The sequence below is a fragment of the Blastopirellula retiformator genome (assembly GCF_007859755.1).
Classification (GTDB): Bacteria; Planctomycetota; Planctomycetia; order Pirellulales; family Pirellulaceae; genus Blastopirellula; species Blastopirellula retiformator.
Map to the genome: position 1 here is coordinate 12,439 of NZ_SJPF01000001.1, position 23,750 is coordinate 36,188.

The following is a 23,750-nucleotide window of genomic DNA, read 5'->3' on the forward strand; positions in this document are numbered from 1 at the left end:
ACGTATTCGCTAGTTTCTCCCTGAACCCCATGTTATAACGAAATGTCGCAGTTTTTTGTTCACAACTACTCCTTTTGAGCAGCTTGTATGTCGTCCTTCCGGTATTTCGGCGTTTGCTTGGTCGTGGTATTGACGGTTGTGCTGACCGGCACAAGCTGTCGTCCCTCCCTTGCGCCGCCGGCGGGGCAGGACCTGCCGACCGCGACGACCGAAATCGATATGGACAAGCTGCGCGATCGGATCGATGCGGTTCTCGACTACACGCTGAGCCAGCGCCGGCTGAACACCAAGGATCACGCCGCTTGGCAGATTCTGCACGGTTCGCTCGCCTACCAGATCGCCTTCCCGGTCGAGCATGACGGTAAGTACGTCTCGGCGGTCGAGCACGTCTTGAATGGCGGCAAGATGGAAGGGTGGACGATGGAGCGCGGTTCGCCGTTGCCGTTCGTCGGCGCCGATGGCGAAAAGCGCTATGGCCTGCGGGCTCTGCTCGAGCAAGGTTCCAAAACCGGTCAGGGACACAACGATCAATGGCTCGCCATCTTGTCGCAATGCAACCTCGATCCCGAGACCCCGATTCAGTTTGAAGGAGACGTGTACACCGTCGCCGACTTAATCGGCCAGGTGCAGCTCGACCTGTCGCGCAACTTCGACCACGAATATAGCTGGACCTTGATCGCGCTGACCGCCTACCTGCCGACCGATACCAGCTGGGTCGATTCAGCCGGCAAACAGTGGAGCATCCCCGGGCTGGTGCAAGCCGAGGTTGATCATGGCTTCGGCAGCGGCGCCTGCGGCGGAACGCATCGCCTGATCGGTCTGTCGATGGCGCTCAATCGACACACGGCTCAAGATGGCGAGATGACGCCCGAGTGGGTCGCCGCCGACGGGCGCATTCAAGAGGCAATCGGCAAAGCGCGTCAGTACCAGAATCCCAATGGATCGCTCAGCAGCAACTACTTCCAGCGTCCGGGCAACTCGCCTGATCTGGCCGAAGACATCGGCACGACCGGCCACACGCTCGAGTTCCTCTCGCTTTCGCTCCCCCAAGACGAGCTGAGCCAGCCGTGGGTCGCTCGCGCCGCACAGCACATGTGCAAGGTGTTTGAACAGACCGAAGGAGCTCCGCTGGAGTGCGGCGCCCTCTATCACGCGGCGCACGGCCTAGTGCTGTATCGCGAACGGGTCTTCGGCCCGCGTGAATACAAGTTTGAACTGACGCAAGCCGAACAAGACGCCAGCGACGAAGAAGAAGTCGCCGCTAACTAATCGCGGCGCCCGAGCTTGATTCGTTTCGAGCTTCGATCGGCCAGTCGGCGATACGCAACGTCGATCTCGTCACCAGGGTTCAGCGGAGCGACCGCCGCCAGCACATCGCCGCGACTCCGCACCTCTTGGCCGTTGACCTTGGTCAGCAAGTCGCCAACGCGGAACCCGATCTCCGCCGCCGGTCCGCCGCGGACCACCTCGGTGACTTCGACGCCTCCGTCGGCCTGACGAACGGTCATCCCCAAGGTCGGGCCCGAGCCAATCAACCAATTGCCGAAGACCTCGTTCCGCTTCATACGGTCGGCATGTTGACGGATGGCGTGCGGATTGACGATCACCGGCGATCCGCCGCTCAGCTTCTGCACGCAGATTCCGCCCAGACGCCGGTCAATCTCGATCGCCCCTTGGCCCACTTCAAACGGAAAGCCAGGGGAAGAGGTCCAGATCGCCCCGAAGAACTCTCCCTCTTTGCGGATCATCTCGGCCGCTGGCTGCTCATTGGCGCCTACTCCAACCGCCAGCAGCATTTGTTGGCGATCAAAGCGATCACGATGCGTCAGTTCGATCGCCGGCCAGCGGTCGTCGTTCTGCAACTTGTCGGTGATCTGGAGCAGGCCAAGATCATGCTCGCGATCGACCCCAAACGTTTTCGCGGCCGGCGTTTTTCCGTCCGAAGTCGTGACCTTCACGTCGCGCCGCGGTGGGAAGACCTGATGCCCTGGCGCCACGATCCAACCTTCTCGTTCGTTGACGACAAAGCCGCGACCATGTTGCCCATCGCCGTAGTCGATTGTCACGGAAGCGGCGAGCGCCTGCGGCAGGTTTTGCTCGCGGCGCTCGTCCCAATTCTCCCAGTTGTTTCGCTCAGGACTTGGCGCGACGATCAGTTCATAATCAGAATGTCGGCGAGCAAGATAGAAATGATCGAACATGCAGGGCCCGCCATCGACGACGCGGATCGCCATTCCGGTCACTTCGATCTCGCCAAAGTTAGCGAAGATGTCGGCGAAGCCCATCTTCCATTCTTCTTTCAGTTCGCCCGAGTCGAGCACGACGTAGCCCGGCTCTTTTTTCGATCCCTTGCCGATACGATAGATCGCCGGCGTTTCGCGATCGCCGGCATGCGTCAGGCGAATCTCGTAGCGGCCGCCTCCTTCTTTGCGATAGGCGAAGCGGAGGAAACGAAGTTCGCCCAGCGCCGACCGTTCGGTCAATTTCACCGGCGGATCAAACTGAGCCACTTCGACAAACTCGTCGCTGGGCGCGATCCGAATTGCCGGCGCTCCAACCATCCCCGGTGCGTCGACAAATTCAACCGTTCCCTCTTTACCGGCGTCGGTTTGCATCTGGGCGACGTCGGCGGCGGTCGGATCTTCCAATATCGCCAACAGGGTCGTGCGGTCGTGCTGGACTTCGATCTCGCGCCAGTCGATCGGCATCCTGGCGTTGCAAGGGGTTTGGCGAATGATCACTTCAACCGGCCCGGTTCGACCGGCCAGCGAAACGTACCGCGGCGTCTGCCCTGGTTCGTGACGAAAACTCTCTGGCAAGTCTCCTTCAAAGGCGAGCGCGCCGTCTAGCAAGACCTCCAGTTTCGGCGGAGCCCCGAAGTTGCCCCACCGATCGGTCGTGATCGTCAGCCAACGATCGTCGGCCGATAGGTCGAGCGTCCGCCGCAGTTCAAACGGTTTGTTGACCGCGACCGCCGCCAAACGCCACTCAATTGGCTGACGATCGACGTCACGGCGCAGGTTGACGATACGGATCTCTCCTTCCGGCTGCGGCGCAACGGCCCAACCTTCCCAGGCGACGATCTGCCGTATCGCCCGCTGGCGAACTTCCGTTTCTAGCTGATCGCGATCGAGCAGAAACTGCGGCTCCAGCCAATTCGTCAGATCGCGGATGTCAAACGGATCGGCGCCGGCCGGGCGATTATCGTGCGCCGGGTCAACGATCAGGTGCAACTGTTTCGCCTGCTTGTCGGCCGACCATTTCAGCGGGCCGCTATCGATCACTTCGTTGGAACCGACGATCAGCGGGCTCTCGAACAGTTGCTCGTCATCCAGATAGATGCGAGCCTGAACGCAGCCTCCATCCCGAGCGCCGTAATCCAAACCAATCTTGGTCTGAACTCCACGTACCAGCGGCGACAGAGGAACGCTGATCTTGCTGGCCGCCAATACGCCCAGCCCCCAGCCATAAAGATCGTCGCCGGTCCGCAAAGGCCCGCCTACGACGCTCCGGTTGTTGCGGGCCGGCCAGCCATTCTCCGAGAAGAACGCGCCGCTACGATCTTCGCTTTGGGCGAACCGCACCAGCGGCGGACGTTCTGGCGCGAAACTACGACGCAGATAGCTGCGGGCGTTCGGCAGCCACAAGACATCCAGCGACCAAGCGGGCTGCATCGCATGCACCCAGCGATCTCCCTGGTTGTTGTCCCCCTGCGAATCGACATCGAAACGCTCCATCGACGTCGTCGCCACGATGCCGTCGATCGTTTCCCACTGCAGCACGCGTGACAATCGGGCATCGCTAAAGCCGTCCGGCATCAGCGTTCCCAACTCGTCGAGATAAAGGTCCCAACTGTTGGCCTGGGGCATGTGCAGTTCGGCCAGCTCATCAAACCGGGCGACGCGGCGTCCGTTGGCCAGCAGCAGATGGGCGTCTCCGTCGACCAGGCGAATGGCGCGAAAGCTCACCTTTCGCCCATCGCGATAGTAGACGGTCGAGGGCTCGTAGCGATCGATCGGGGCGCCCCGCTTCCAGACGATCTTCTTGACGTACTTCTCGACGACGCGGACTCCGTAGTCAATCCGCTGATCGCCGGGGCGACGGATGTCGACGGTCGGCTGCACTTCAAAGTGAGCCGGGACGATCGAGCCTTCAACGGAAGTCGTCGGCACAAACCGCGTGACGTCGCCGGGCAGGCGATCGCCACTGACCATCTCGATATAAGCGCCCGGCGTATCGCCAGGCTGCAGCGACCGGTCCAGCAGCCACCGCATCGACTTTTCGCCGTCGATCAGATTGCGTCCCGCCAATTGCGGCAACGCGTTGTTCGAGTACCAATTGCGGATCTGCTCGTCGGCCAGCCGCTCTCCGTTTTCCATCGCGGCGAGATAACGTTTCGGTTGGTCGTCGGCGGCCAGCAGCAGATTCGCGCATAGCGCGACCCAAACCAGCGAGAGCAAAATGCGGGAGCCAGAAGTCATAAGCGAGATGCAAAGCGGAGAAGGGCGGCGCCAAGTGCAATGTTCCAGTCTATCAACAACCTATGTGCGCCGCCTGCGGATGGTTACGACGCAAAGCGAGCGGAAACGGCGGGTCTCGCCAAATGGCGCCTAAATTCTGGCATTCGCCCCCAAACCCCACTATACTGGCACAACTGCATACCCCGCCAGCGAGCAGCGAGTCTTCGATGAGCGATCTTTCCGACCGAGCCGCGGATCCCGCCTTTCGCGCCAAGTTGCGTCTGGCGCTCGTTTCCGGCGTCGGCCCGCGCACGTCGCAGATGCTGCTCCAGCGGTTTGGCGACCACGAGTCGATCCTGGCCGCTTCCCGCGGCGTTTTAGAACAGGTCTCCGGCGTCGGTCCCAAGCTGAGCCAGAAAATCACCTCCGCCGGCGAGATTGACATCGACCGCGAACTCTCGCTGTGCATCGATTTTGGCGTCGATATCCTGGCGATCGATGACGACCGCTATCCGCATCTGCTGACCGAGATTCCGGACCCGCCGAGCCTGATGTTTCTGCGCGGCGACCTGACGCCGACCGACGCGTTGAGCGTGGCGATCGTCGGCACGCGGCATGCATCAAGCTATGGCTTGGCCCAGGCCGAGCGGTTCGGTTATGAACTGGCCAAGGCGGGCTTCACCGTCGTCAGCGGCTTGGCCCGCGGGATCGACGGCGCGGCGCATCGCGGGGCGCTGCGAGCCGGCGGACGGACGATCGCCTTTCTCGCCAGCGGCCTGCGCAGCATCTATCCGCCGGAACATGAAACGTTGGCCGACGAAGTGGCCGAGCAGGGCGCCTTGCTAAGCGAGTCGCCGCCGCTGGCCAAACCGCTGAGCGGCGCCTTTCCGCAGCGGAATCGTCTAATCACCGGCATGAGCCTGGGCGTGATCGTGGTCGAAGCGGCGACGCGTAGCGGTGCGCTGATCTCAGCTCGCTGTGCGATGGAGCAGGGGAGGGAAGTCTTCGCCATCCCGGGACGTATCGACAACGCGAATGCCCGCGGGTGTCATCGGCTTCTCAAGGATGGCGCCAAGCTGGTCGAGTCGATCGACGACGTGCTGGATGAACTGGGACCGCTGACGCGGCCGGCGATTACCGACGACGGCAAGACGATCCACGCGCCGATCGAACTGCAGCTGAACGAGATGGAGACCGCGATCATGCAGGCGCTGGCCGATGGTCAGCCCGCCGACATGGACGCCGTCGTCAGCCGCAGCGGACTACCGATCCAAAATGTCCTCTCCACCATCTGCGTCCTCGAGATGCGACGATTGGTCCGCCGACTGAGCGGCGTCAGCGTTCAGCGAGCGGTTTGACCGCCGCTTTCGCGTTTTCTTTTGCGCGCGAGGTTTATTCGCCCGCGGCGGCTTTTCTGGTGTCGTTTCGCTGATCGTGATCAGGAAGATGTACTGCTCTGAGTGCTGGCCCTTCATCCCCCCAATCTAGCCACCCACGGCGCCAACTAGCTGTCACGCTGTTGGCAAGTGTCCCGCAAATCGTTCCTCTTTTCGACGGCTGGTCGAGGAGAGCTTGGCCTGCGATGATTTCCAGATCTAACGACTGTATGGGTCACGCAGTTTGGTTTTGCCGGGAGGGAGACCGGTCGGCAGTTCCCCGCAGGTTTCGTGCGGCGCATGGCCGATAAATCGAAAGATATTCCCCGTTTTTGATATGATCACCCAACCTACCAGCCTTATGAACGGCTCTGCCGCGATCCAAGAGGACTTCGCGACCTTCGTCGTGTGGGCGCTTGCGCAGTTGGGAGTCGACGTGGCGGATCAGGGGGACGGCCGGTACGTCGCGACGCCGACCAATCCGCAAGCTTCCTGGCCGGCTGGCGAGTTCCGCTATCGAATCGGCGCTGCGGGGGAAGAATCGCTCGACGACGAGATCGCGATCAGCCCGAGCGGAACCTTCTGGCACGACGTGCTTAGCCGCTTGGCGCAGCTCGATCCCGCTCCCCAAGCCGCGCCCGAAGATGAACCGGCCGGCGTTGGCGACATCGCCGAAGCGCTGTTCGCCCCGTATGTAGTCGAAGATGGCAAGGTCCAGCTGGGCGGCTGTCGTCTGGAAGAACGTCCGCTGTTGCGAATGACGACGATCCCAGCCGATGGCTCCGCCGTCAACCATCAGTTCTATTGGCGAACCGGTGAGCAGCTTAGCGGCGCCGAAATCGCCGCGTTTGGCCTTGGCAAACTGGCGCGGCGGTTGGCCTACACCCGAGACGCACGGGCCAACGTACAGATCTTGCTCGAACAATCGCACGATCACGCCCAGGCGGCGGAAGCAGGGGCCCGGACGTTGGCGACCATCGTCTGGTGCAAGTACGCGATCGGCAAGATCGACATCCTGATTGGCGAAGCGGTCACCAGCTTGCCGTTTGAAGGTTGGGCCCGGCACATCGCCGGCGGCGACATTTCGCCGCCGCGGTTTCATTGCTCCGAGACCGGGCGCATCAGCTACCATCTGTGCGTTACCGACAACGGCGCCATCGCTCCGGTCGAATCGATCGCCACGTGCGAACTGACCGGTCGCCGCGTGCTGGAGTCGGAGATGGATACGTCATCGGTCAGCGGCAAGCGCGGCTGCAACGATCAATTCACCACCTGTCCCGTTTCTGGCGATCGACTGCTGATCGACGAACTGCAGACCTGCAGCAGCTGCGGACAACAGGTCTCTCCCAAGTCGCTGCGCGGCGGCGTTTGCGTCGCGTGCCGCAACTTGCGATCGATCAGCAAAGACGATCCGACGATGGCGCGGATCCTCGACATCTATCCCGAGCTGGACAAGTGGCGCGTTTGGCGCCTGGCCGAATCGAACGAGGCGTACATCTTGCGGGGCGGCGGCTGGTGGAACGAGATCCGCGTGACGCTCGATCTGACGACGCTGGAGCCGCTGTTGGCCGAAGAACGAACCCGACTGGTCGGTCGCTGGCGCCCCTTTCCCGATGTGGAATGGCGGCGCATCTTTGAGAAGTAGGGACTAGATCGTTTTTCTGATAGCAGTAGCGTTTCTGGCGTTGGTGAGGCAAGCTGGTCAAGGCGACCGAAGCAGGCGATTCCTCAAGATTCGTCGATGCAGGTCAACGCCGAACAGCGCGGCCGCAACCAGCCAGAACGATACAGATGGAAGAAAACCGCTCTAGCCCGGTTTGCTGCGGGCGCCGGTCACTGCGGCGATCGCAACCAACGCCAGGCCAATCATCCCGACGCCAAACCCGCCGACGGCGAACTTCAGCTGCGCTTCGCGATAAAGGTTGACCATTTCGTCGCGAGTTCGCAGGTTGCGGATCTTTTCGAGATAGCCGTTCTCCGAGAACTCTTTCCACATGTTGAGCGATTCATTCGCCGGCAGCTTCTGAAACTCTTGCGTAATCAACTCTTGCGGCAACGGCTCAATCTCGACCGCTTCCGGCATCCGCATCATGACAAACGCGCCATAACCGACGCCGATCAGCATGATGACGAATCCGACCGCAAACAGCATCCCAGCGGCGCGGTTCCACTCTCCCTGGCCGCCGGCAGCTCGAGCGGCGCCACCTTCTTCGTATTCCGGCAACGTCCGCATCTCGCGGAGCGGCGGAACCTCGACGGTTTGGCCATTGGGGGTTTGAATCATTTCGCCGGCTTGGGTCGGCGTAACGACGATTTGCTCTCCGTCAGCGGTCGTAAGGAGATATTTCGGCATAGATCAAACGGACTAGCAACGAGAAGATCGGGCGGAAACCTCTATCTTAAATCGAAAATCGGCGCGGCGCCCCGGCCAAACGGCAGGATTTCGGTTTTTCGTCGATTCTTTACCCCGGCGCCGCCGAGCCGCGATTTCCCCACCACGGTAGGCTGATTCCCCCGTCGACCAACAGGGTCGCCCCGGTCATGTAGCTGTTTTCCGGATCGCACAGGTAGGCTATCGCTTCTCCCATTTCCTCTGGCGTTCCCAGGCGTCCCAGTGGGATTTTGGCGCCGCTGGACTGCAAGGTCTCTTCCGAGGCGAACTTCCGCTCGCCGGGCGTGTCGGTCCAGCCCGGCTGGCAGATATTGACCCGAATGCCGAACTCGGCGACCTCGATCGCGGCGGTTTTGGCCATGTGGTCGATCGCCGCTTTTGACATGTTGTAGGCCATCGCCTTGGGGGCCGGAATGAACGCGTGCGGCGAACTGACCAGCGTAATGGCCCCGCCGTTGCCTTGCTCTAGCATTTGCTGGGTTGCGGCATGCAGCAAGTGAAATGCGCCCCACATGGTGACGTCGATCGTGCGGCGGAAGCCCTCCAGATCGGCCTCAAAATACCGCTGGCGATCGCTGTAGGCGGCGTTGCTGACCGCGACGTCCAGGCTGCCAAACTTGGCGACCGCCTGCTCGACCAGGTTCTGGACGGCGGCCAGGTCCGAAACGTCCCCTTGAACGGCGATCGCTTTTCCCCCCGACTTCTCGATCGTTTCGACTACTTCGGCCGCTTTCTCGGGCTGTGAGCGATAGTTGACGACGACGCTGGCTCCGCGCTTGGCGAGCGAAATAGCCGCAGCGCGGCCAATCCCGATGCTCGACCCGGTGACCAGAGCGGTCTTGCCCGCAAAATTCTGCGAATTCATCGTTTAGCAACTCCGGAAGCTCGAGGATTGGAGAGTGTGGGGGCGTTAATGCTATCGAGCCCCAGGCGTAGGAACAACCGCCGCTCAACCGGCGCAACAGGCCGATCAGATAGCGCGAAATATCAACGAGGATGTTGTCAGTATTCGCCTAGTTGAGAATCCGCCACGCCTAGGCAATCTGGGTAATTTCATGGCGAATGAAATTCAAGCCCTGCCTTATGAGGAAATCCAAACTAAACTCTAGACCGAGCGAGGCCCCTAGTTAAAATTTAAAGACTGCAAATTTGGACAGAAGAGGCCAGGCAGATTGCAAACGTATCCCGTTCGCACCCTTAGCGACATCTTACCGCCGCGGCGATGGATTGAGGAAGACGCTCAAATCCGAAGATGGAAAACCAAGGGTCGCTAGGTTGGCTGGCGAAGGGAATTGCAGATTTGCTTTCGGTTCACCGCAGTAGGTATCGCGTCTTCCAGAGTCGTCGCATCGTGCCAATTTGACAACAGAAATGTCTTTCGTTGTCAATTACCCCATAAATGGCGGACAATGCGCATCCGACGCGAGGAAAACTCGTGGAAACCGAACAATACGTTTGATTAGAATAGTTGGCATAACCGATTCCTTAATATCCGCGATGTGTATTCGGGAAGTCGGTGAGGCACCGATGACAGCAGTGCGAGCTGGTCATTTTCGAGGACGCCGGACAGGTTCCTCCAAGTGGCGAGCTTCAAGCGATTAGGCAATGTTTAATTGGGCATCCGCTAGCAGACCAGGCAGTCGCGCCAGTGGACGTCAAATTGGATGGGCAGGATGCCGTCGCAAGACTCAAGAGTTGGCGGACGTAGCACGTAGGAAAAATACGGCGTCTTGGGAAAGCGGCGTGGTTGCGACATATGGATCGAGGTCGTAACGCGTTTAGGTCTAATCTTTTACCAAATGTCCACGGACGGCGATGCGTTACTAGTTCGGTGGTAGACTTGCTTGGTTTGATGCCAAGCCGCCGCGAAAAAACAACAAGAGAAGCACTAAGACGATCAACCCCATTCCTCATCTCTTCGTAGATAGATCTAAGGCCCCGCATGCAACGCCAACTGAGCGTGTCCTCGGCGTCGGTCGTGATCAAAACCCAGTGGATGGAAACTCGATCGTTCTTGGACACGCTTCCTTGACCAGGAAATCCCAACTCACGTTTTGGCGAGTGAAGGAGTGCAATGTTGTACGACGCCCTGATTGATGATTTTGAAGACGATGACGCCCGCGTTCGCAGTCCCCGCGATTTCAACACTTCGGTTGAAGTGCTGGATGGGGATAACGAAGACGGCCCCATGCTGGACATCGACAACGATAACGATGACAGCATCGAAGATTCGTCGGATGAATTTCTCGGCGATGACGGCGAAACGTGGTCGGACGACCCGGTTCGCATGTACCTGACGCAGATGGGCGAGATCCCGCTGCTGACCCGTCAGGAAGAAATCTTTCTGGCTCGTAAGATCGAGCTGACTCGCGCCAAGTTCCGGGGCATGCTGCTGGAATGCGATTACGTGATCCAAGACGCCATCAAGGTTCTGCGTCGCGTTCAGGACGGCGAACTGCCGTTTGATCGTACCGTGCAGGTCTCGGTGACCGATCGCCTTGAAAAAGAGCAGATCCTCGGCCGTCTGCCGCACAACCTGAAGACGCTCGATACCCTGCTGAAGCGCAACTATCGCGACTACCGCATCGCCACGAGCAAATCGCGCAGCGAAGCCCAACGGGGCGAAGCTTGGGTACGGCTGGGTCGTCGTCGCCGTCGCGCCGTCAAACTGGTCGAAGAACTCGGTTTGCGTACGCAGCGGATCGAATCGAAGATCGGCACGCTGGAAGACTTCTCGAAGCGGATCGACGATCTGAAGGCCCGCATCGACGAGCACAAGCAGGCGAAAGGCCACGAAGCCGACCGCGCTGATTGGGTTGCCGAGTACCGCAACATCCTGGTCGCCACCCAGGAAACCCCGACCAGCCTGCGTCGCCGCGTCAACCAGCTGAAGGTTGTCTACTCCGAATACCAGCAAGCCAAGCGTGAGCTGTCGGAAGGTAACCTGCGTCTGGTCGTCTCGATCGCCAAGAAGTATCGCAACCGCGGTCTCAGCTTCCTCGACCTGATTCAGGAAGGGAACGCCGGCCTGATGCGTGCGGTCGACAAGTTTGAATACCGCCGCGGCTTCAAGTTCTGCACCTACGCCACGTGGTGGATTCGCCAGGCGATCACCCGCGCCGTCGCCGACCAAAGCCGTACGATCCGCATCCCAGTTCACATGGTCGAAACGATGTCGCGCGTTCGCAACGTCGCTCGCCAGCTGCTGCAGGAAAAGGGTCGCGAACCTACGCTGGAAGAAACGGCCCGCCGCGCCGGTACGACCGTCGAAGAAGCTCGCCGCGTCTTGGCGATGAGCCGCTATCCGATCTCGCTCGACCGTCCGGTCGGCAACAGCGAAGATAGCCAGTTCGGCGACTTGCTGCCCGATGGCGAAGCCGAAAGCCCGGCCATTGGCGCCGCGCAAGAAATGCTGCGGACCCGCATCAGCCGCGTGCTGAAAACCCTCAGCTATCGCGAACGGGAAATCATCAAGCTTCGCTACGGTCTGGGCGACGGTTACAGCTACACGCTGGAAGAAGTGGGACACATCTTCAAGGTGACCCGCGAACGCATCCGCCAGATCGAAGCCAAAGCGGTTCGCAAGCTGCAGCAGCCGAGCCGCAGCCAAGAGCTGGTCGGTTTCCTCGACTAAACCGTTCGCAGCCTTGCCGCGAATCGACAATCGACAAAGCCGACGACCGCATAATGCGACGTCGGCTTTTTTCATGGAAAGACCCTCATGTCCTTAGGCGAGCCTTCCAATCCGTTCCGCTCGCCGGATGATGGCGATGGCGGCTCGACCGATGCCGTCTCGGCGACGCCGCCTTCGGTGGCGCTCGTCTATCTCTTTTCAGCCCTGTTGACCCTCTTCCAACTGTCGGTCGCCGTCGCTTTGGCGATGCAGGCCCAGGATCGCACGCAAGCGATCATGCTGTTTCCCTACTTGCCACTGCTATTGGCGGTCGGGCTGTGGTTCGGCGGCCGGGCCGTTTGGGCGACGGCCCGTTACTACCTCGCCTTCGCGACGGTCAGCTCAGCACTATTCGCGGTCGCATCGCTGTCGATCGGACATCTGTGGCCATCCGCCTACGCCGGCGTCAACACGCTGCTATGCGGAATGCTCTATTGGGAGCTTGGCCGCTCGGCGGCGCGGGCCTATTTTGGTTTTATCTGTCCCCGATGCGGCGCCGATCGTCCCCGCGGCATCGACATCCTGCAAATCGAAGTCCGCTGCCGCGAGTGCGACTATCGCTGGTAGTTGCGACCATCGCGGAAAATGCCGAGGAATTTCTACGTTGTCGACTGACCAAGATCCGCCCGAGTCCCACTCGCAAACGCTCGATCACAACCGCACCGCCTGGGATCGCAAAGTCCAGCAGCGCGATCGTTTCGCCCGCCCGGCCAAAGACGAAGACTTTCGCGATCCGCTCGCCTTGGTCGATCGCTGGGGCTGGCTTGGCGGCAGCGTCGTTGGCAAGCGGATCTTATGCCTGGGCGCCGGCGGAGGTCGACAAGGCCCGCTCTACGCCGCCGCCGGCGGCATCGTGACGGTCGTCGATATCAGCCCGGCTCAGCTCGAGCTCGATCGTCAGGTCGCCGCCGAGCGAAAGCTGGCCCTCACCACGGTCGAAGCGTCGATGGACGATCTCTCGATGCTCGGCACAGCCGACTTTGACGTGGTGATCAATCCGGTCAGCACTTGCTATTTGCCTGACCTGCGTTCGGTCTATGCCGAGGTCGCGCGGCTGTTGGCCGATGGCGGCACGTACATCAGTCAGCACAAAACGCCGACCAGCCTGCAGACCGACATCCGCCGCAGCCCCGGTGGGTACGAATTGATCGAGCCGTACTACCGCCGCGGTCCGCTTCCGGCGGTCGCCGGCAGTCGCCATCGCGAAGAAGGGACGCTTGAGTACCTGCACCGCTGGGAAGAGCTGATCGGCCTGATGTGCCGAAATGGTTTCGTGATCGAGGACCTGGTCGAACCGATGCACGCCAAAGAGGACGCCGAGGCCGACTCGTTCGCCGATCGCAGTCGGTACGTGGCGCCGTACGTGCGAATCAAAGCCCGCCGCGTCGGTCAGGCGGCGCAGCAAGAAAGCCGCGGGGCGATCTGGCTGCCGGGCAGCTAGAGCGTTTTTCTGATAGCAGTAGCGTTTCTGGCGTTGGTGAGGCAAGCTGGTCAAGGCGACCGAAGCAGGCGAATCCTCAAGATTCGTCGATGCAGGTCAACGCCGACCAGCGCGGCCACAACCAGCCAGAACGATACAGATGGAGGAAAACCGCTCTAACTGCCTGTTGAAAAATGCCATCGTGGCATTTTCCAACCTCGCCAGGCTCAGAGCATAGCTCTTCGCGGCTCGCAAAATAACGACTTACGTCGTTATTTTGGGATCGCATCCCTGCGATCACGCAGTCCGTCGAGAAAATCAACGGACTGCTAAAGGCCTCGTGTCGATCTAATCGCAGGCGATGTCGCGCCGATCGACACGCGGCGTCACTCTTTGGCCTCGCCAAAACTGACGTGACAGCATCCAAATCGGGACCTCGCTTACACTTCGGTCGAAGTGTGGCGAAACCGCCAATTTGGCACAAAACTTGCAGATATTGTTTAACAGTAGATGACTGCAAGAAGGCACGTTCTCAACCGTACAGTAACTAGGATGCAGAACGACGCTGCTCCTACAAAGTCGCGGATGCAACGCTTGGTTGGCGGCCTCCTTCTCGATTGGGAGGCCGCTGACCGTTTTTTGTTTCTTGGCCTAGCGATTGAACAGCTTGTCCAAGCCGCGGTTCAGACCACGCTCAAGCAGGTCCTGCGCCGCGCCGCCAATTGCCTGGCCGGCGATTGCTTCGAGCGCCCGGTCGTCAATCTTCGGGCTGTCGAGCGTTCCGCTGATCGGCACTTCCAGCGTTTGCCCTTTCAGGCTTGCCAGGGCCGGGTTGCTTTGGATCCAGGCATCCTGCACCGGAATTCGGGCGACCATCTGAATCGTCTGGTCAATCCCGACCGAACCCTGGCTGATGATCTGCACCGAGTCGATCTGCATCGTCAGGTTCTGGTGATAGACGCGACCGCCGGTCATCTGCACCGGCACTTGTTGGTCGGGCATTCGCATCAGCACCGTCTCGTTCGGATTGACCTGACCAGGGATCTGCTTCTTGACGATCGCTTGGATCTGTTTCGCCACGACGACGTATTGATAGGCCAGCGGCCCCGGGCGAACCTCGGCGCCATGGATCATCAGCGTACCAACCGCTTCGCCGCCCATCGGGTTGAGTAGCGGGAAGTCAGCCTGCTGCACATCAAGTGAGAAGCGTCCTTCCGCCCGGGTCGAATCGGCCAATAGCGGCGCGGCGTACTTCATCCAGCCTTGGCACATCTGCGGCGTGATCGCCAGGTTCTCGACCATGCGGCTCTGCGGCAATTGCAACAGCGGTGGATTGGTCAGCAGCGTCACCCGCGGCCGTGCGTTGAGCTTGCCTCCGCTGATCTCCATCGCCAGCGGATCAAAGTTGACGACTCCTTCGTTCAGGTTCGCTTTGATGTTGGCGGCGCCGATCGGCACGCCGTACAGCGTCGCTTGTTGCCAGGCGATCGAACCGGCGGCCGCCAGTTGCGGTGACAGCCAGGCGAACGGCGCCGTCGACTGCGAGTCTGCAGCGGTTAACGGTCCCGAGATTTGAAACGGCGACTGCTGTTTGCCGGTCAGCTTTACCTCTTGGCCGGCGAACGCCGCGATCACTGGAGCGAGCTTGTCCCAGTCGTATTTGGAATTCCCCTGCAGGTTGGCGATTGGCGCGGTCGACCACTGCTGCACTTTGCCAGCGACGTCAAATTGCACCGCATCGGTGCTCAGGTTCATTTTTTCAATCGTCGCCGTGTCGGCCGCGTCGATTTGACAGTTCAACTCAAACGCCACGCTCGGCTCGCGCCAGACGACGTCATACTGTGCGCCGCCTCCGGCGTTGCCCGCCATGCTGACCTGCGTCATCTGCGGCGCCGCAACACGCGACAAAGCGCCCAGCTGGAAGTTCTTCACCTCGCCGACGATTCGGGCCGTGGCGCCGCCGGTCTCCTGGGTGAAGTTCAAGCTGCCGGCCAGTTCGCCGGCCGGCAGAAACGCCGGCTGCGCGGCCCACCGTTTCCACTGCATCGTGCGGCTGAGATCCAGCCGATACGCAATGCTGCCAACGGCCGCTCCTTTGCGACCAGCGGTCGGCGGCAAGAAATTGACTTGCTTGCCGCGGGCCGAGATGGTCGTACCGACCATCGTGAAGTTGGGCGAAGTGATCCGTCCATCCTGCAACCCGTAGGTCAGGTTCCCTTCGACTTCCAGATTCGGTTCAAAGACGTTCAGCGTCGGCGACGACAGGGCGAAGTTGCTGAGCGACGCCTTGATGTCGGAGACCGCCACTTGCTGCTCCGACAGAACCACGCCGGCGGTCGCCGCCGTCGTTCCATCGAGTCGCACTTGGCCCAGGTTCATCAGCCCAGCCAGACGATTCTGCCAATGTCCGAGCGAGCCATTGAGTTGCAGCTTCAGTTGCTTCGGCTCGACGCCCCCTAACTCGATTGGGGCGATGGTCTCTAGCGATAGCAAGTCTTGGCCGGCAATCCAGCTGAAGGTCCCCGTTTCGACGACCGCATTGTCGCGAACGGTCGCGTTGAATTTGATTTCGGCGGCGGCGTCATTCCAAACGTCGACCCCATCGCGGATTGCCCGCATGTTGGCGCCGCGGAACGAACCCGCCAGCGAGGCGACGTTGGCGTTTTGCCGTTGAACTTGCACGTACCCATCCGCAGCGCCAGCGAGTTCGACGCCCAGATCAAGAAACTGGGCGAGTTCCGCCGACAGCTTCGCCAGGTCGATCATCATATGAATCTGGGCGCCGGTCGCGTCGCCGGTTCCGTCGGCGACCAGGAAGCTCGACTTCGCTTCGGCACGCTGCAGTTGCAGTCCCGACGGCCCCTGAACCAACGCCAAATCGACCGACAGCGGATCATCCCAGGCCACCGCCTGGCCCGACACAACCGCGCCGACATCGCTGACATTGCCAATCGCGGTGATCAACCCAGGTTGCTGCGGATCGTGCGACAGCTGGAACACGGCTTGGCCTGACTGAATCACCGCGTCTTCGCGCAGCCGCATCAGTTGAGGGAACTTAGCCGACATCTTTTCGAGATCGACCGTGCCTCCCACACGCCACGCTTGTTCGCTTGCGGCGACCGGCAGGGCGGTGAAGTCGGTCAACTGCGAGATCGGCACATCGCCGTCAGCGACGAAGTTGGCGCCAAAGTCGGTTGTAACGGCGACTTCTTCCGCTTGAAGGCGACCGCCGCCATGCAGCAGCTTCCCGCGAAAGGCGACTTGCCCATTGCTGACCGGTTTCGGCCCCAAAACCTGCGGCCAGGAAATGCCGCCGAAGACGGCCTGCATGTCGCCAGAGACCGTATTTCCTTCGGCCGATTGGGCAAGCCGCAGCTTGCCATCGAGTTTGCCTTGCGTGCGTAGTTCCGTTTCTAATCGGGTCGCGATCGCTTGCGCCAAACCAAGCGGCACATTGGTCGCAATCACGTCGACGACCGCTTCTTCCGCGGTTAGATTCCCCTGCGCTTGCAACTGTCCCGTTTGTTCAGCTTGTTTGACGGCGGTCTGCAGGGTGAAACCTTGCGCCAGCCCCCCTTCGGCAGTCGCGGTCGAATTGAAATCGGCAGCGAAATCGTCGAGCGACCACTGATCGTCCGACGTCGTTTCCCGAATCTCGATCGTCCCCTCGCGGATCGTCAGGTTCATCTTCGGCAGCGCGACCGGGTCGGTGGCCGCGGCGACTTCCTCTTCAACCGCTTCGTATTCCGCAGGCGGAAAGAGAATCGCTTCGATGTTGCTCGTACCAGGCGACACGACAATGTCGGCCGACGGCCGGAGAATCTCGACGACGCCCAGATCGCGCTGGCTCATCATCAAGCTCAGCAGCGACTTGCTGGTCTTCAGCTCTTCGATCGAAGCGACGACGTTCCCTTCGGTGTCGGCGAGGGTGACGTTGCGCAGCGTCGTGGCCGACATCCAGCCAAGCGATGCGCTGCCGACCGAAGCCTTGCCATTGATGTCGCCGGTCGCGGACGCAACGACAATGCCCAACAGCGGCGTCATGGCGATGATGCTCGGCAACAGGTAAAGTCCGGCCACCAGCAAGATCAGCGCAATCCACCGCCAGCTGCCGCCGCGGCTTTTGCGGGATCTTCGCCGCCGCGGTCGTGACCGACGATCGTCGTCGTCCTCATAGTCTCTGTCGCGCGATTTCCGTTTCAGCGCCATGACTTGCGTCCTGCGAGATATATCCGTCGATAAAAAAAGATCTAGGCGCTGGAACTTCTACCGAAATCCCCCCCACGACGCCAGAGCAAGCTGCACTTGCTAGCACTTCCAACTATTTCGCCGCGATTGGCCAGAATCGCTGAAGATTCGTCGCCGACCAGCCGGGGTTGGGTTTGACACCTGACGGCGATTTCTCTATTTACCTGCTTCCGGCCGTCGGCGCGACGCCGGCATTTTGTTCTCACCCGAACAAGCGAAACTGTGACACGACTTCACCTGCTTACTCCGCTCGGCCTTGCTTGCGCGCTGGTGCTTACTGGTTGCCGCACCGATCCGAACATGGAACTGCTGGAGCGCGATCTGCGCTACCTAGAGGACAAGGTCTACACGCTGCAGGACGTCGTCGAACAAAAGGACTCCGAGATCAACTCGATCCGCCGCGAGAACCAGACGCTCCGCAAGCGACTCGGTTTGCCCGACCTGAATGATGATTTCCAGTCGTATAACGACCTTCCCACCACCCCCGAGATGCTAGCAACCGGGCTGCAACCGGTGCATGCCGCGCCGCCGCTGCAAGCGCCGACGCTGGACTTGGGAATGGCGCTCGACGCCGAAGAGGCGGAGGTGATCGATCGTCACGTCACCGCCATCCACATCAACCCTCGCTTGACCGGCGGCTATGACTTTGACAAGCAGCCGGGCGACGAAGGGGTGATGGTCGTCATCGAACCTCGCAATCGCAACGGCCAGTACGTCGACGAGACCGGGCAGCTGTCGATCGTCGTGCTCGATCCGCAGAAAGAAGGCAAAGACGCGTATGTCGCCCGCTGGGACTTCGAGTCGTACGAAGCGCAAGAGAAGATGAAGCGGTCGCTGCTAGGGAAGGGGATTCATCTGCAATTGCCCTGGCCCGGCGGCTATCCCGAAAGCGAGACGCTGGTGCTATTCGTTCGCTACGAAACGCCGGATGGTCGCAAGATCGAGCAGAAGAAAGAAATCCGCGTCAAGTTGCCGCTGAAGATCTCGTCACGCTGGACGCCGGCGATGCAAGAGCTACAGCCGCGAATGACGCAGGCCCCGCGGGTCAATGTGCCGTCGACCTTGGATCTTTCGCCAGAAGAAGCGTCGGCCACACCGGCCGCTCGCACGGCGACGGCCCCCGAGTGGAAGCCGTATCGCTAAAGCGCGATGGCGAACGAGTCGCTCATCGCGCTGCGATTGAGTCCGTCAATGCTTAGGCGTCGGCAACGGTCACTTGGACCATCTTATCGCCTTGCTTGATCGCGTCGACCACGTCCTGGCCTTCGATCACTTTGCCGAAGACGGAGTGCTTGCCATCGAGCCAATCGGTCTTCACGTGGGTGATGAAGAACTGCGAGCCGTTGGTGTTGGGGCCCGAGTTCGCCATCGACAACACGCCAGGACCGTCATGCTTCAGGTCGGGGTGAAACTCGTCTTCAAACTTGTAGCCTGGGCCGCCGGTGCCGGTACCTTGCGGGCAGCCGGTTTGAACCATGAAGTCGTTGATGACGCGATGGAACTTCAGGCCGTTGTAGAAGCCGTCGCTGGCCAACTTCTCGAAGTTGGCGACCGTCTTCGGCGCCTTGTCGTCTTGCAACTGAATCTTGATCGTACCTTTGTCGGTCTCGATAGTGGCGACCTTCATCGGATCTCCTCTCGCTTGCGCTAATTAAGACGGGGTGCAGATTTGCATTCTCTATTTTACCGCCATATCGCTTCCCGCGTAACCAGTCGAAACCCCTCTCTAGCTCACGCGGCAGGCTAGTTTTACGGCTTAATCAGTTGCACGAAGAACCCCTCGTGGGCAAAGCGACGGAACCAGTCGGGCAGTTGGCGGGCGAGCGCATCAATGTCGTCGGTTTGCTGAGCCGCTTGTTCGATCGAATCACCGACCGTCTCTCCCTGCATCAGCGACTGCAGCAGCAGGAACTCGCCTTGCACGAGCGGAACCCGCCGCACCACATAGTCGCGCCGCGACAGCGCCAACCAAGTTGGCTTGGCCGCGGGAATCGACAACGGCTCGCCTGCGCGAAACGCCGTGAAGTAGTCGTTCACGGCAAAGCGATAGGCGTGCAAATTCAAACAAGGCGCCGCGATCAACCGACACTCGGGCCATTCGTCCAGCGCGACTCTCGCAAGGTCATCCGGCGAGATCACGCCGCTCTCTTCGGCGCCTGGCCCGTCAAACGTTTGTGCGACGTTCCATTCAAAGGACGCCAGGTCAATTAAAAAGTCAGCCCAGCCCGGTTCACCATCTTCCGTGGCTGGTCGCGTCGCATCGAGGTGCTCGACAAACCGATCGGCCAGTCGCGAAAGCGTATAGCTGGTCGACGGCCGCTTATCGAGATAATCGAGCGCGAACCCATCAAACAACTCTTGCCCGAGCGTCTCGACCAGCGCCGGAAACTGCTCGCGCATACACTCGACCAACCGGGCGAAGTAAGCGTTACCGTAGACCTGCAACCGCTGCAGACTGGTCCGCTTCTCGCTTGGCTCGATCACCTGTTCGATCTGCTCGCTCGAGACGTCGATCCACTGCCGCGCGGCGTCGGCGTCCACGCCGGTCGAAACTCCGCCGGGACACGAGATCACGCTCTGCATCCAGCGCTGCAGCTTCGCAAGTTGAACCGGCTCGCTCATTCGATCTCCGGCGCGACAAAGTGCAACGGATGCGGAGCATGAACTTCGCCGCTGGGCGCTTCGGCCGCCGCCGGCATCTCGCCCAACTGCGCGGTGATGTGCCCGCGGGCTTTTAGCACCTCGGCATGCAGCACGTCAAACGGCGGAATGTTGGCGTCCCATTCCAGCAACGTCGATGCACCGCCAGTCAATTCATAGGCCAGCCGATAGAGCTTCCAAACGGGATCAATCACCGCGGCGTCGTGCGTGTCGATGCAGTAGTCGCCCATGTTGGTGTGGCCGGCCAGATGGAACTGGACGACGCGCTCGTGCGGCACTCCGCGGATATACGTTTCGGGATCAAAGTCATGATTGACGCCGGAGACGTAGACGTTGTTCACGTCGAGTAACAAACCGCAATCGGCCTCATTGGCCATCGCCGAAAGGAACTCCCACTCGGTCATCGTCGACGACGCGAAGGTGACGTACGAACTAGGATCTTCCAGCACCAGCGGCCGCTCTAGGAACTCCTGCACCGTTTTGATCCGCTCAACAACATGAGCCAGCGACTCTTCGTTGTACGGAATCGGCAACAGGTCGTGCGAGTTGCGGCCGGCTACTCCGGTCCAGCAGAGATGGTCGGAGATCCAGCGAGCGTCGATGTCGCCCGACAGGCGTTTCAGCTTGGCCAGGTAGCCGAAGTCGAGCGGGTCGGTACTGCCGATCGACAGCGAGACCCCATGCATGACGATCGGATACCGCTCGGCAATTTGGTCGAGCACATACCGCGGTCGCCCTTGCGTATCGATGTAGTTTTCCGAGATGATCTCGAACCAATCGACCGCCGGCCAATGCTGCAGGATGTGGCCGAAGTGGGCGGCGCGGAGGCCGACGCCGAGTCCCAGGTTTGGATGGCCGAGCCGCGCGGCGGTCATGGCGTTCTCATCGTGATGCGTTTGCCCGGCGCGGAACATGTTCCCGAGACGGACGGGAATCAACTTGCCTAAAAGGCGGAACTACTCGGCCGGGGCCGGTTTGACCTCTTTGCCTGCGGCTTTCATCTCGGCTTCAAACTTTTCGCGAGCGCCTTGCCAGGCGCCTTCCATCAGCGGAATCGCGCAGCCACCTTTCCCTTTGCACTCGTTCGTGCCAACTTCCTGACCGCAGCCGCCTTGGCCCTTGCACTCGTTGTGACCGCCGCAGGCATGCGGCTCTAGTGACGAACAAGCGCCAGCGCCGGCACATTCGTTTTCGCCCCCTTTGCCTTTCCCTTTGCATTCGTTCAGCCCACGGCAAAGGTGGAATTCGGCCGGCTTGTCGGCAGCCGCCGCAGCGCCATCGCCAGCGGCGACGTCGGTTTTGGTCTCGCCGCAACCAAGCGAAACCCCACCAACCATTCCGCCCAGGGCGGCGGCCGAAAGGCGGTTGAAGTCGCGACGATCGAGTTGACGCTTGTTGTTGGTGCTCATGATTCCATGTTCCTGATGGGAGTAGAGAAGTTGTTCGTGGATAGGGGTTTCCTACCGTCCTGGCGCCACGTTGGCAAGTCTAGCGACCGCCCCCGAGGGACAGCTGTGGCGCACAGTACAAAGTTTCGGTTAAATTCAGGCGATTCCGTCGGTGGCCGCTCAAGTTCGAGTGTCTTCGGTCGGGCGGTTCAATTCTAATGAGGATCGTGCGAAGGATCGCTTTCGCTTCGCGTAAGGTTACCAGCTTTCCCAGCGGCAAGGGCCTGTGGAAGCTCGTTTCAGGCCAGTTCCCATGAATTCCATACCCCCACCATCGACGCCCGGTTCGACGCTGAGGTATCTCTATAACCTCTTTACCGACCTCTTCTTCGGACCGAATTTCCGCTTCAAAGATAACCTGTTGCAAGGGATCATCGTCGCGGCGTTCTTCGCGATGGGAGCCTCCTACGGCCTGTTGATCGCAGAAGACAAATACCAGGGATTTCTGATCGGCAGCCTGATCGGAATCGTCTCCGGGGCGCTGGGTAGTGGGTTCTCGCTGATGATCTTCCGCGGGCTACGGCACCTGCGGGGGCGTCATGATTAAATAATGAATTTTTCTGGGTGAAGTTCGGATTCGCGTTGGCTTGCCGTGGATCTGGCGGACAAGTGCGTGACTTTGGACGCCGATAAGCGCCGCTTGGCAGCTAACAGTTACCCACAATGCGCGGTTTCCCCAACTTTTGGTCTGTTCGGCGGCAGACCCCTACGCCCGTTGTGATGCAGTTTTAAGGGCAGTATAATCGCCTTCTTCTCATACTGGTTTCGTACACGATCAACGGGACCAGCGACGGATCAAAACTAGCGACGGACCCGCTGAAACAGCTTATACAGGCGGAGATCGAAACGTCCGCTTGAAGTCGATACATCACTAGAAGCGTTCGCGTCGCACGTGGTCAGACACCCCAGACCGCGGCGCAAGTTCAAGGAGAAATGACAGTGGCAGTTCGTGTTGCAATCAATGGTTTTGGACGCATCGGTCGTTTGACCTTCCGCAATCTCATCGCCCGTGGCGAAGAGTTCGAAGTGGTCGCGATCAACGATCTTACTGACAACAAGATGCTGGCGAACTTGCTGAAGTACGACAGCACGCACCGCCGCTTCCCGGGCACCGTCGAATACGACGCCGAAGGCCTGACCGTCAACGGCACGAAGATCAAGGTCTTCGAAGAACGTAATCCGGCCGCGCTGCCGTGGGGCGACATGGGCGTTGACGTCGTCGTCGAAAGCACCGGCGTCTTCACCTCGCGCAAGACCGACGCCAAGCCGGGTTACGACTCGCACCTGGACGCCGGCGCCAAGAAGGTCGTCCTCAGCGCTCCGGCCAAGGACGCTCCTGACTTGACCTGCGTGCTGGGCGTCAACGACAACGAACTGACCGCCGACATGAAGACGGTCTCCAACGCCAGCTGCACGACCAACTGCCTGGCTCCGGTCGCCAAGGTCCTGAACGACAAGTTCGGCCTGGTCAATGGCTTGATGACCACCATCCACGCCTACACCAACGACCAACAGGTCCTCGACCTGCCGCACGCCGACCCGTATCGCGCTCGCGCCGCGGCCCTCAACATCATTCCGACCTCGACCGGCGCCGCCAAAGCGGTCGGTCTGGTGATTCCGGCCCTGAAGGGCAAGCTGACCGGTATCTCGATGCGAGTTCCGGTTCCGACCGGCAGCGTCGTCGACCTGACCGCCAACCTCGAGAAGTCGGTCACTAAGGAAGAGATCAACGCCGCGATGAAGGAAGCCGCCGAAGGCCCGCTGAAGGGCATTCTGTGCTACACCGAAGATCCGATCGTCTCGACCGACATCATCGGCGACCCGCACAGCTCGATCTTCGCCGCGCCGCTGACCGACGTCATGAACGGCACCATGGTGAAGATCGTCTCGTGGTACGACAACGAAGCCGGCTACTCGGCTCGCGCCGCCGACCTGGTCGCCAAGTTGGGCAACATGTAATCGTTGCAACCGCGACGGAAACGTACAAAACCCTCGCTGCAGTCGCAGCGAGGGTTTTTTTGTGCGCACGTTCGAACTAATTTGGATATTACCTACTGGCGCTTCGTCACAGC

17 protein-coding genes are annotated in these 23,750 nt (G+C 60.5%); 9 read left to right on the top strand and 8 right to left on the bottom strand.

The window, feature by feature from the left end:
- Nucleotides 1–87: 87 nt before the first annotated feature.
- Nucleotides 88–1,269, top strand: a complete 1,182-nt coding sequence (locus Enr8_RS00080) for an ADP-ribosylation factor-directed GTPase activating protein isoform b (RefSeq protein ID WP_146428592.1) — start codon at nucleotides 88–90, stop codon at nucleotides 1,267–1,269.
- Here Enr8_RS00080 and Enr8_RS00085 read toward each other — a convergent pair.
- Complete coding sequence (locus tag Enr8_RS00085; RefSeq protein WP_146428593.1) at nucleotides 1,266–4,481, bottom strand: PDZ domain-containing protein; 3,216 nt, start codon at nucleotides 4,479–4,481, stop codon at nucleotides 1,266–1,268. The two genes, Enr8_RS00080 and Enr8_RS00085, sit on opposite strands and share 4 nt — an antisense overlap.
- Nucleotides 4,482–4,687: 206 nt before the next feature.
- Between Enr8_RS00085 and dprA the strand changes: the two genes are divergently transcribed.
- Together dprA and Enr8_RS00095 are read left to right on the top strand one after the other, a co-directional pair.
- A complete protein-coding gene (dprA, locus tag Enr8_RS00090; protein ID WP_146428594.1) occupies nucleotides 4,688–5,818 on the top strand; it encodes a DNA-processing protein DprA in 1,131 nt (376 codons plus the stop codon).
- Nucleotides 5,819–6,197: 379 nt separating this feature from the next.
- Complete coding sequence (locus tag Enr8_RS00095; protein WP_146428595.1) at nucleotides 6,198–7,481, top strand: hypothetical protein; 1,284 nt, start codon at nucleotides 6,198–6,200, stop codon at nucleotides 7,479–7,481.
- Between the two features lie 162 nt (nucleotides 7,482–7,643).
- On the opposite strand, the gene Enr8_RS00100 is transcribed toward Enr8_RS00095, so the two are convergent.
- On the bottom strand, nucleotides 7,644–8,189 hold the full coding sequence (locus tag Enr8_RS00100) for a hypothetical protein (protein ID WP_146428596.1): 546 nt from the start codon (nucleotides 8,187–8,189) through the stop codon (nucleotides 7,644–7,646).
- Nucleotides 8,190–8,298: 109 nt separating this feature from the next.
- Nucleotides 8,299–9,093: an SDR family NAD(P)-dependent oxidoreductase gene (locus Enr8_RS00105; protein WP_146428597.1), complete on the bottom strand. Its 795-nt coding sequence runs from the start codon at nucleotides 9,091–9,093 to the stop codon at nucleotides 8,299–8,301.
- Nucleotides 9,094–10,305: 1,212 nt separating this feature from the next.
- Here Enr8_RS00105 and Enr8_RS00110 point away from each other — a divergent pair.
- The 3 genes from Enr8_RS00110 to Enr8_RS00120 all read left to right on the top strand — a co-directional run bounded on the left by Enr8_RS00110 (nucleotide 10,306) and on the right by Enr8_RS00120 (nucleotide 13,342).
- Nucleotides 10,306–11,862, top strand: a complete 1,557-nt coding sequence (locus Enr8_RS00110; RefSeq protein WP_390620157.1) for a sigma-70 family RNA polymerase sigma factor — start codon at nucleotides 10,306–10,308, stop codon at nucleotides 11,860–11,862.
- Nucleotides 11,863–11,949: 87 nt separating this feature from the next.
- Nucleotides 11,950–12,468 (top strand): hypothetical protein, encoded by a 519-nt coding sequence (locus tag Enr8_RS00115; protein WP_146428599.1) that lies wholly within the window; start codon nucleotides 11,950–11,952, stop codon nucleotides 12,466–12,468.
- A 37-nt stretch (nucleotides 12,469–12,505) separates the two neighbouring features.
- The gene (locus Enr8_RS00120; protein ID WP_146428600.1) at nucleotides 12,506–13,342 is read left to right on the top strand and encodes a class I SAM-dependent methyltransferase; all 837 of its coding nucleotides are present in this window, start codon (nucleotides 12,506–12,508) and stop codon (nucleotides 13,340–13,342) included.
- A 630-nt stretch (nucleotides 13,343–13,972) separates the two neighbouring features.
- Here Enr8_RS00120 and Enr8_RS00125 read toward each other — a convergent pair.
- A complete protein-coding gene (locus Enr8_RS00125) occupies nucleotides 13,973–17,530 on the bottom strand; it encodes a hypothetical protein (protein WP_146428601.1) in 3,558 nt (1,185 codons plus the stop codon).
- A gap of 261 nt (nucleotides 17,531–17,791) precedes the next feature.
- Here Enr8_RS00125 and Enr8_RS00130 point away from each other — a divergent pair, with 261 nt between their 5' ends.
- Nucleotides 17,792–18,712 (top strand): hypothetical protein, encoded by a 921-nt coding sequence (locus Enr8_RS00130; RefSeq protein ID WP_146428602.1) that lies wholly within the window; start codon nucleotides 17,792–17,794, stop codon nucleotides 18,710–18,712.
- A gap of 52 nt (nucleotides 18,713–18,764) precedes the next feature.
- Here Enr8_RS00130 and Enr8_RS00135 read toward each other — a convergent pair whose 3' ends face one another.
- From Enr8_RS00135 to Enr8_RS00150, 4 genes are all read right to left on the bottom strand, one after another.
- Nucleotides 18,765–19,196 (bottom strand): peptidylprolyl isomerase, encoded by a 432-nt coding sequence (locus Enr8_RS00135; protein WP_146428603.1) that lies wholly within the window; start codon nucleotides 19,194–19,196, stop codon nucleotides 18,765–18,767.
- A gap of 122 nt (nucleotides 19,197–19,318) precedes the next feature.
- Entirely contained in the window at nucleotides 19,319–20,191 is an 873-nt protein-coding gene (locus Enr8_RS00140) for an HvfC/BufC N-terminal domain-containing protein (protein WP_146428604.1), read from the bottom strand.
- Nucleotides 20,188–21,168 carry an MNIO family bufferin maturase gene (gene bufB, locus Enr8_RS00145; RefSeq protein ID WP_246119893.1) on the bottom strand — a complete coding sequence of 327 codons (981 nt, stop codon included), beginning with the start codon at nucleotides 21,166–21,168 and terminating at the stop codon, nucleotides 20,188–20,190. Before bufB ends, Enr8_RS00140 begins: the two co-directional genes overlap by 4 nt.
- Nucleotides 21,169–21,186: 18 nt before the next feature.
- Nucleotides 21,187–21,639 (bottom strand): hypothetical protein, encoded by a 453-nt coding sequence (locus Enr8_RS00150; RefSeq protein WP_146428606.1) that lies wholly within the window; start codon nucleotides 21,637–21,639, stop codon nucleotides 21,187–21,189.
- Nucleotides 21,640–21,931: 292 nt separating this feature from the next.
- Here Enr8_RS00150 and Enr8_RS00155 point away from each other — a divergent pair, with 292 nt between their 5' ends.
- A complete protein-coding gene (locus Enr8_RS00155) occupies nucleotides 21,932–22,225 on the top strand; it encodes a hypothetical protein (protein WP_146428607.1) in 294 nt (97 codons plus the stop codon).
- A gap of 392 nt (nucleotides 22,226–22,617) precedes the next feature.
- Entirely contained in the window at nucleotides 22,618–23,637 is a 1,020-nt protein-coding gene (gap, locus tag Enr8_RS00160) for a type I glyceraldehyde-3-phosphate dehydrogenase (protein ID WP_146428608.1), read from the top strand.
- The last annotated feature ends 113 nt before the right edge of the window (nucleotides 23,638–23,750 follow it).

Bases quoted from the DNA above. Each gene is read 5' to 3' on its own strand.
- dprA (WP_146428594.1), top strand. From the start codon at position 4,688: ATGAGCGATCTTTCCGACCGAGCCGCGGATCCCGCCTTTCGCGCCAAG.
- Enr8_RS00150 (WP_146428606.1), bottom strand. From the start codon at position 21,639: ATGAGCACCAACAACAAGCGTCAACTCGATCGTCGCGACTTCAACCGC.
- Enr8_RS00080 (WP_146428592.1), top strand. From the start codon at position 88: ATGTCGTCCTTCCGGTATTTCGGCGTTTGCTTGGTCGTGGTATTGACG.
- Enr8_RS00085 (WP_146428593.1), bottom strand. From the start codon at position 4,481: ATGACTTCTGGCTCCCGCATTTTGCTCTCGCTGGTTTGGGTCGCGCTA.
- Enr8_RS00140 (WP_146428604.1), bottom strand. From the start codon at position 20,191: ATGAGCGAGCCGGTTCAACTTGCGAAGCTGCAGCGCTGGATGCAGAGC.
- Enr8_RS00155 (WP_146428607.1), top strand. From the start codon at position 21,932: ATGAATTCCATACCCCCACCATCGACGCCCGGTTCGACGCTGAGGTAT.
- Enr8_RS00105 (WP_146428597.1), bottom strand. From the start codon at position 9,093: ATGAATTCGCAGAATTTTGCGGGCAAGACCGCTCTGGTCACCGGGTCG.
- Enr8_RS00115 (WP_146428599.1), top strand. From the start codon at position 11,950: ATGTCCTTAGGCGAGCCTTCCAATCCGTTCCGCTCGCCGGATGATGGC.
- Enr8_RS00125 (WP_146428601.1), bottom strand. From the start codon at position 17,530: ATGGCGCTGAAACGGAAATCGCGCGACAGAGACTATGAGGACGACGAC.
- Enr8_RS00095 (WP_146428595.1), top strand. From the start codon at position 6,198: ATGAACGGCTCTGCCGCGATCCAAGAGGACTTCGCGACCTTCGTCGTG.
- Enr8_RS00100 (WP_146428596.1), bottom strand. From the start codon at position 8,189: ATGCCGAAATATCTCCTTACGACCGCTGACGGAGAGCAAATCGTCGTT.
- Enr8_RS00135 (WP_146428603.1), bottom strand. From the start codon at position 19,196: ATGAAGGTCGCCACTATCGAGACCGACAAAGGTACGATCAAGATTCAG.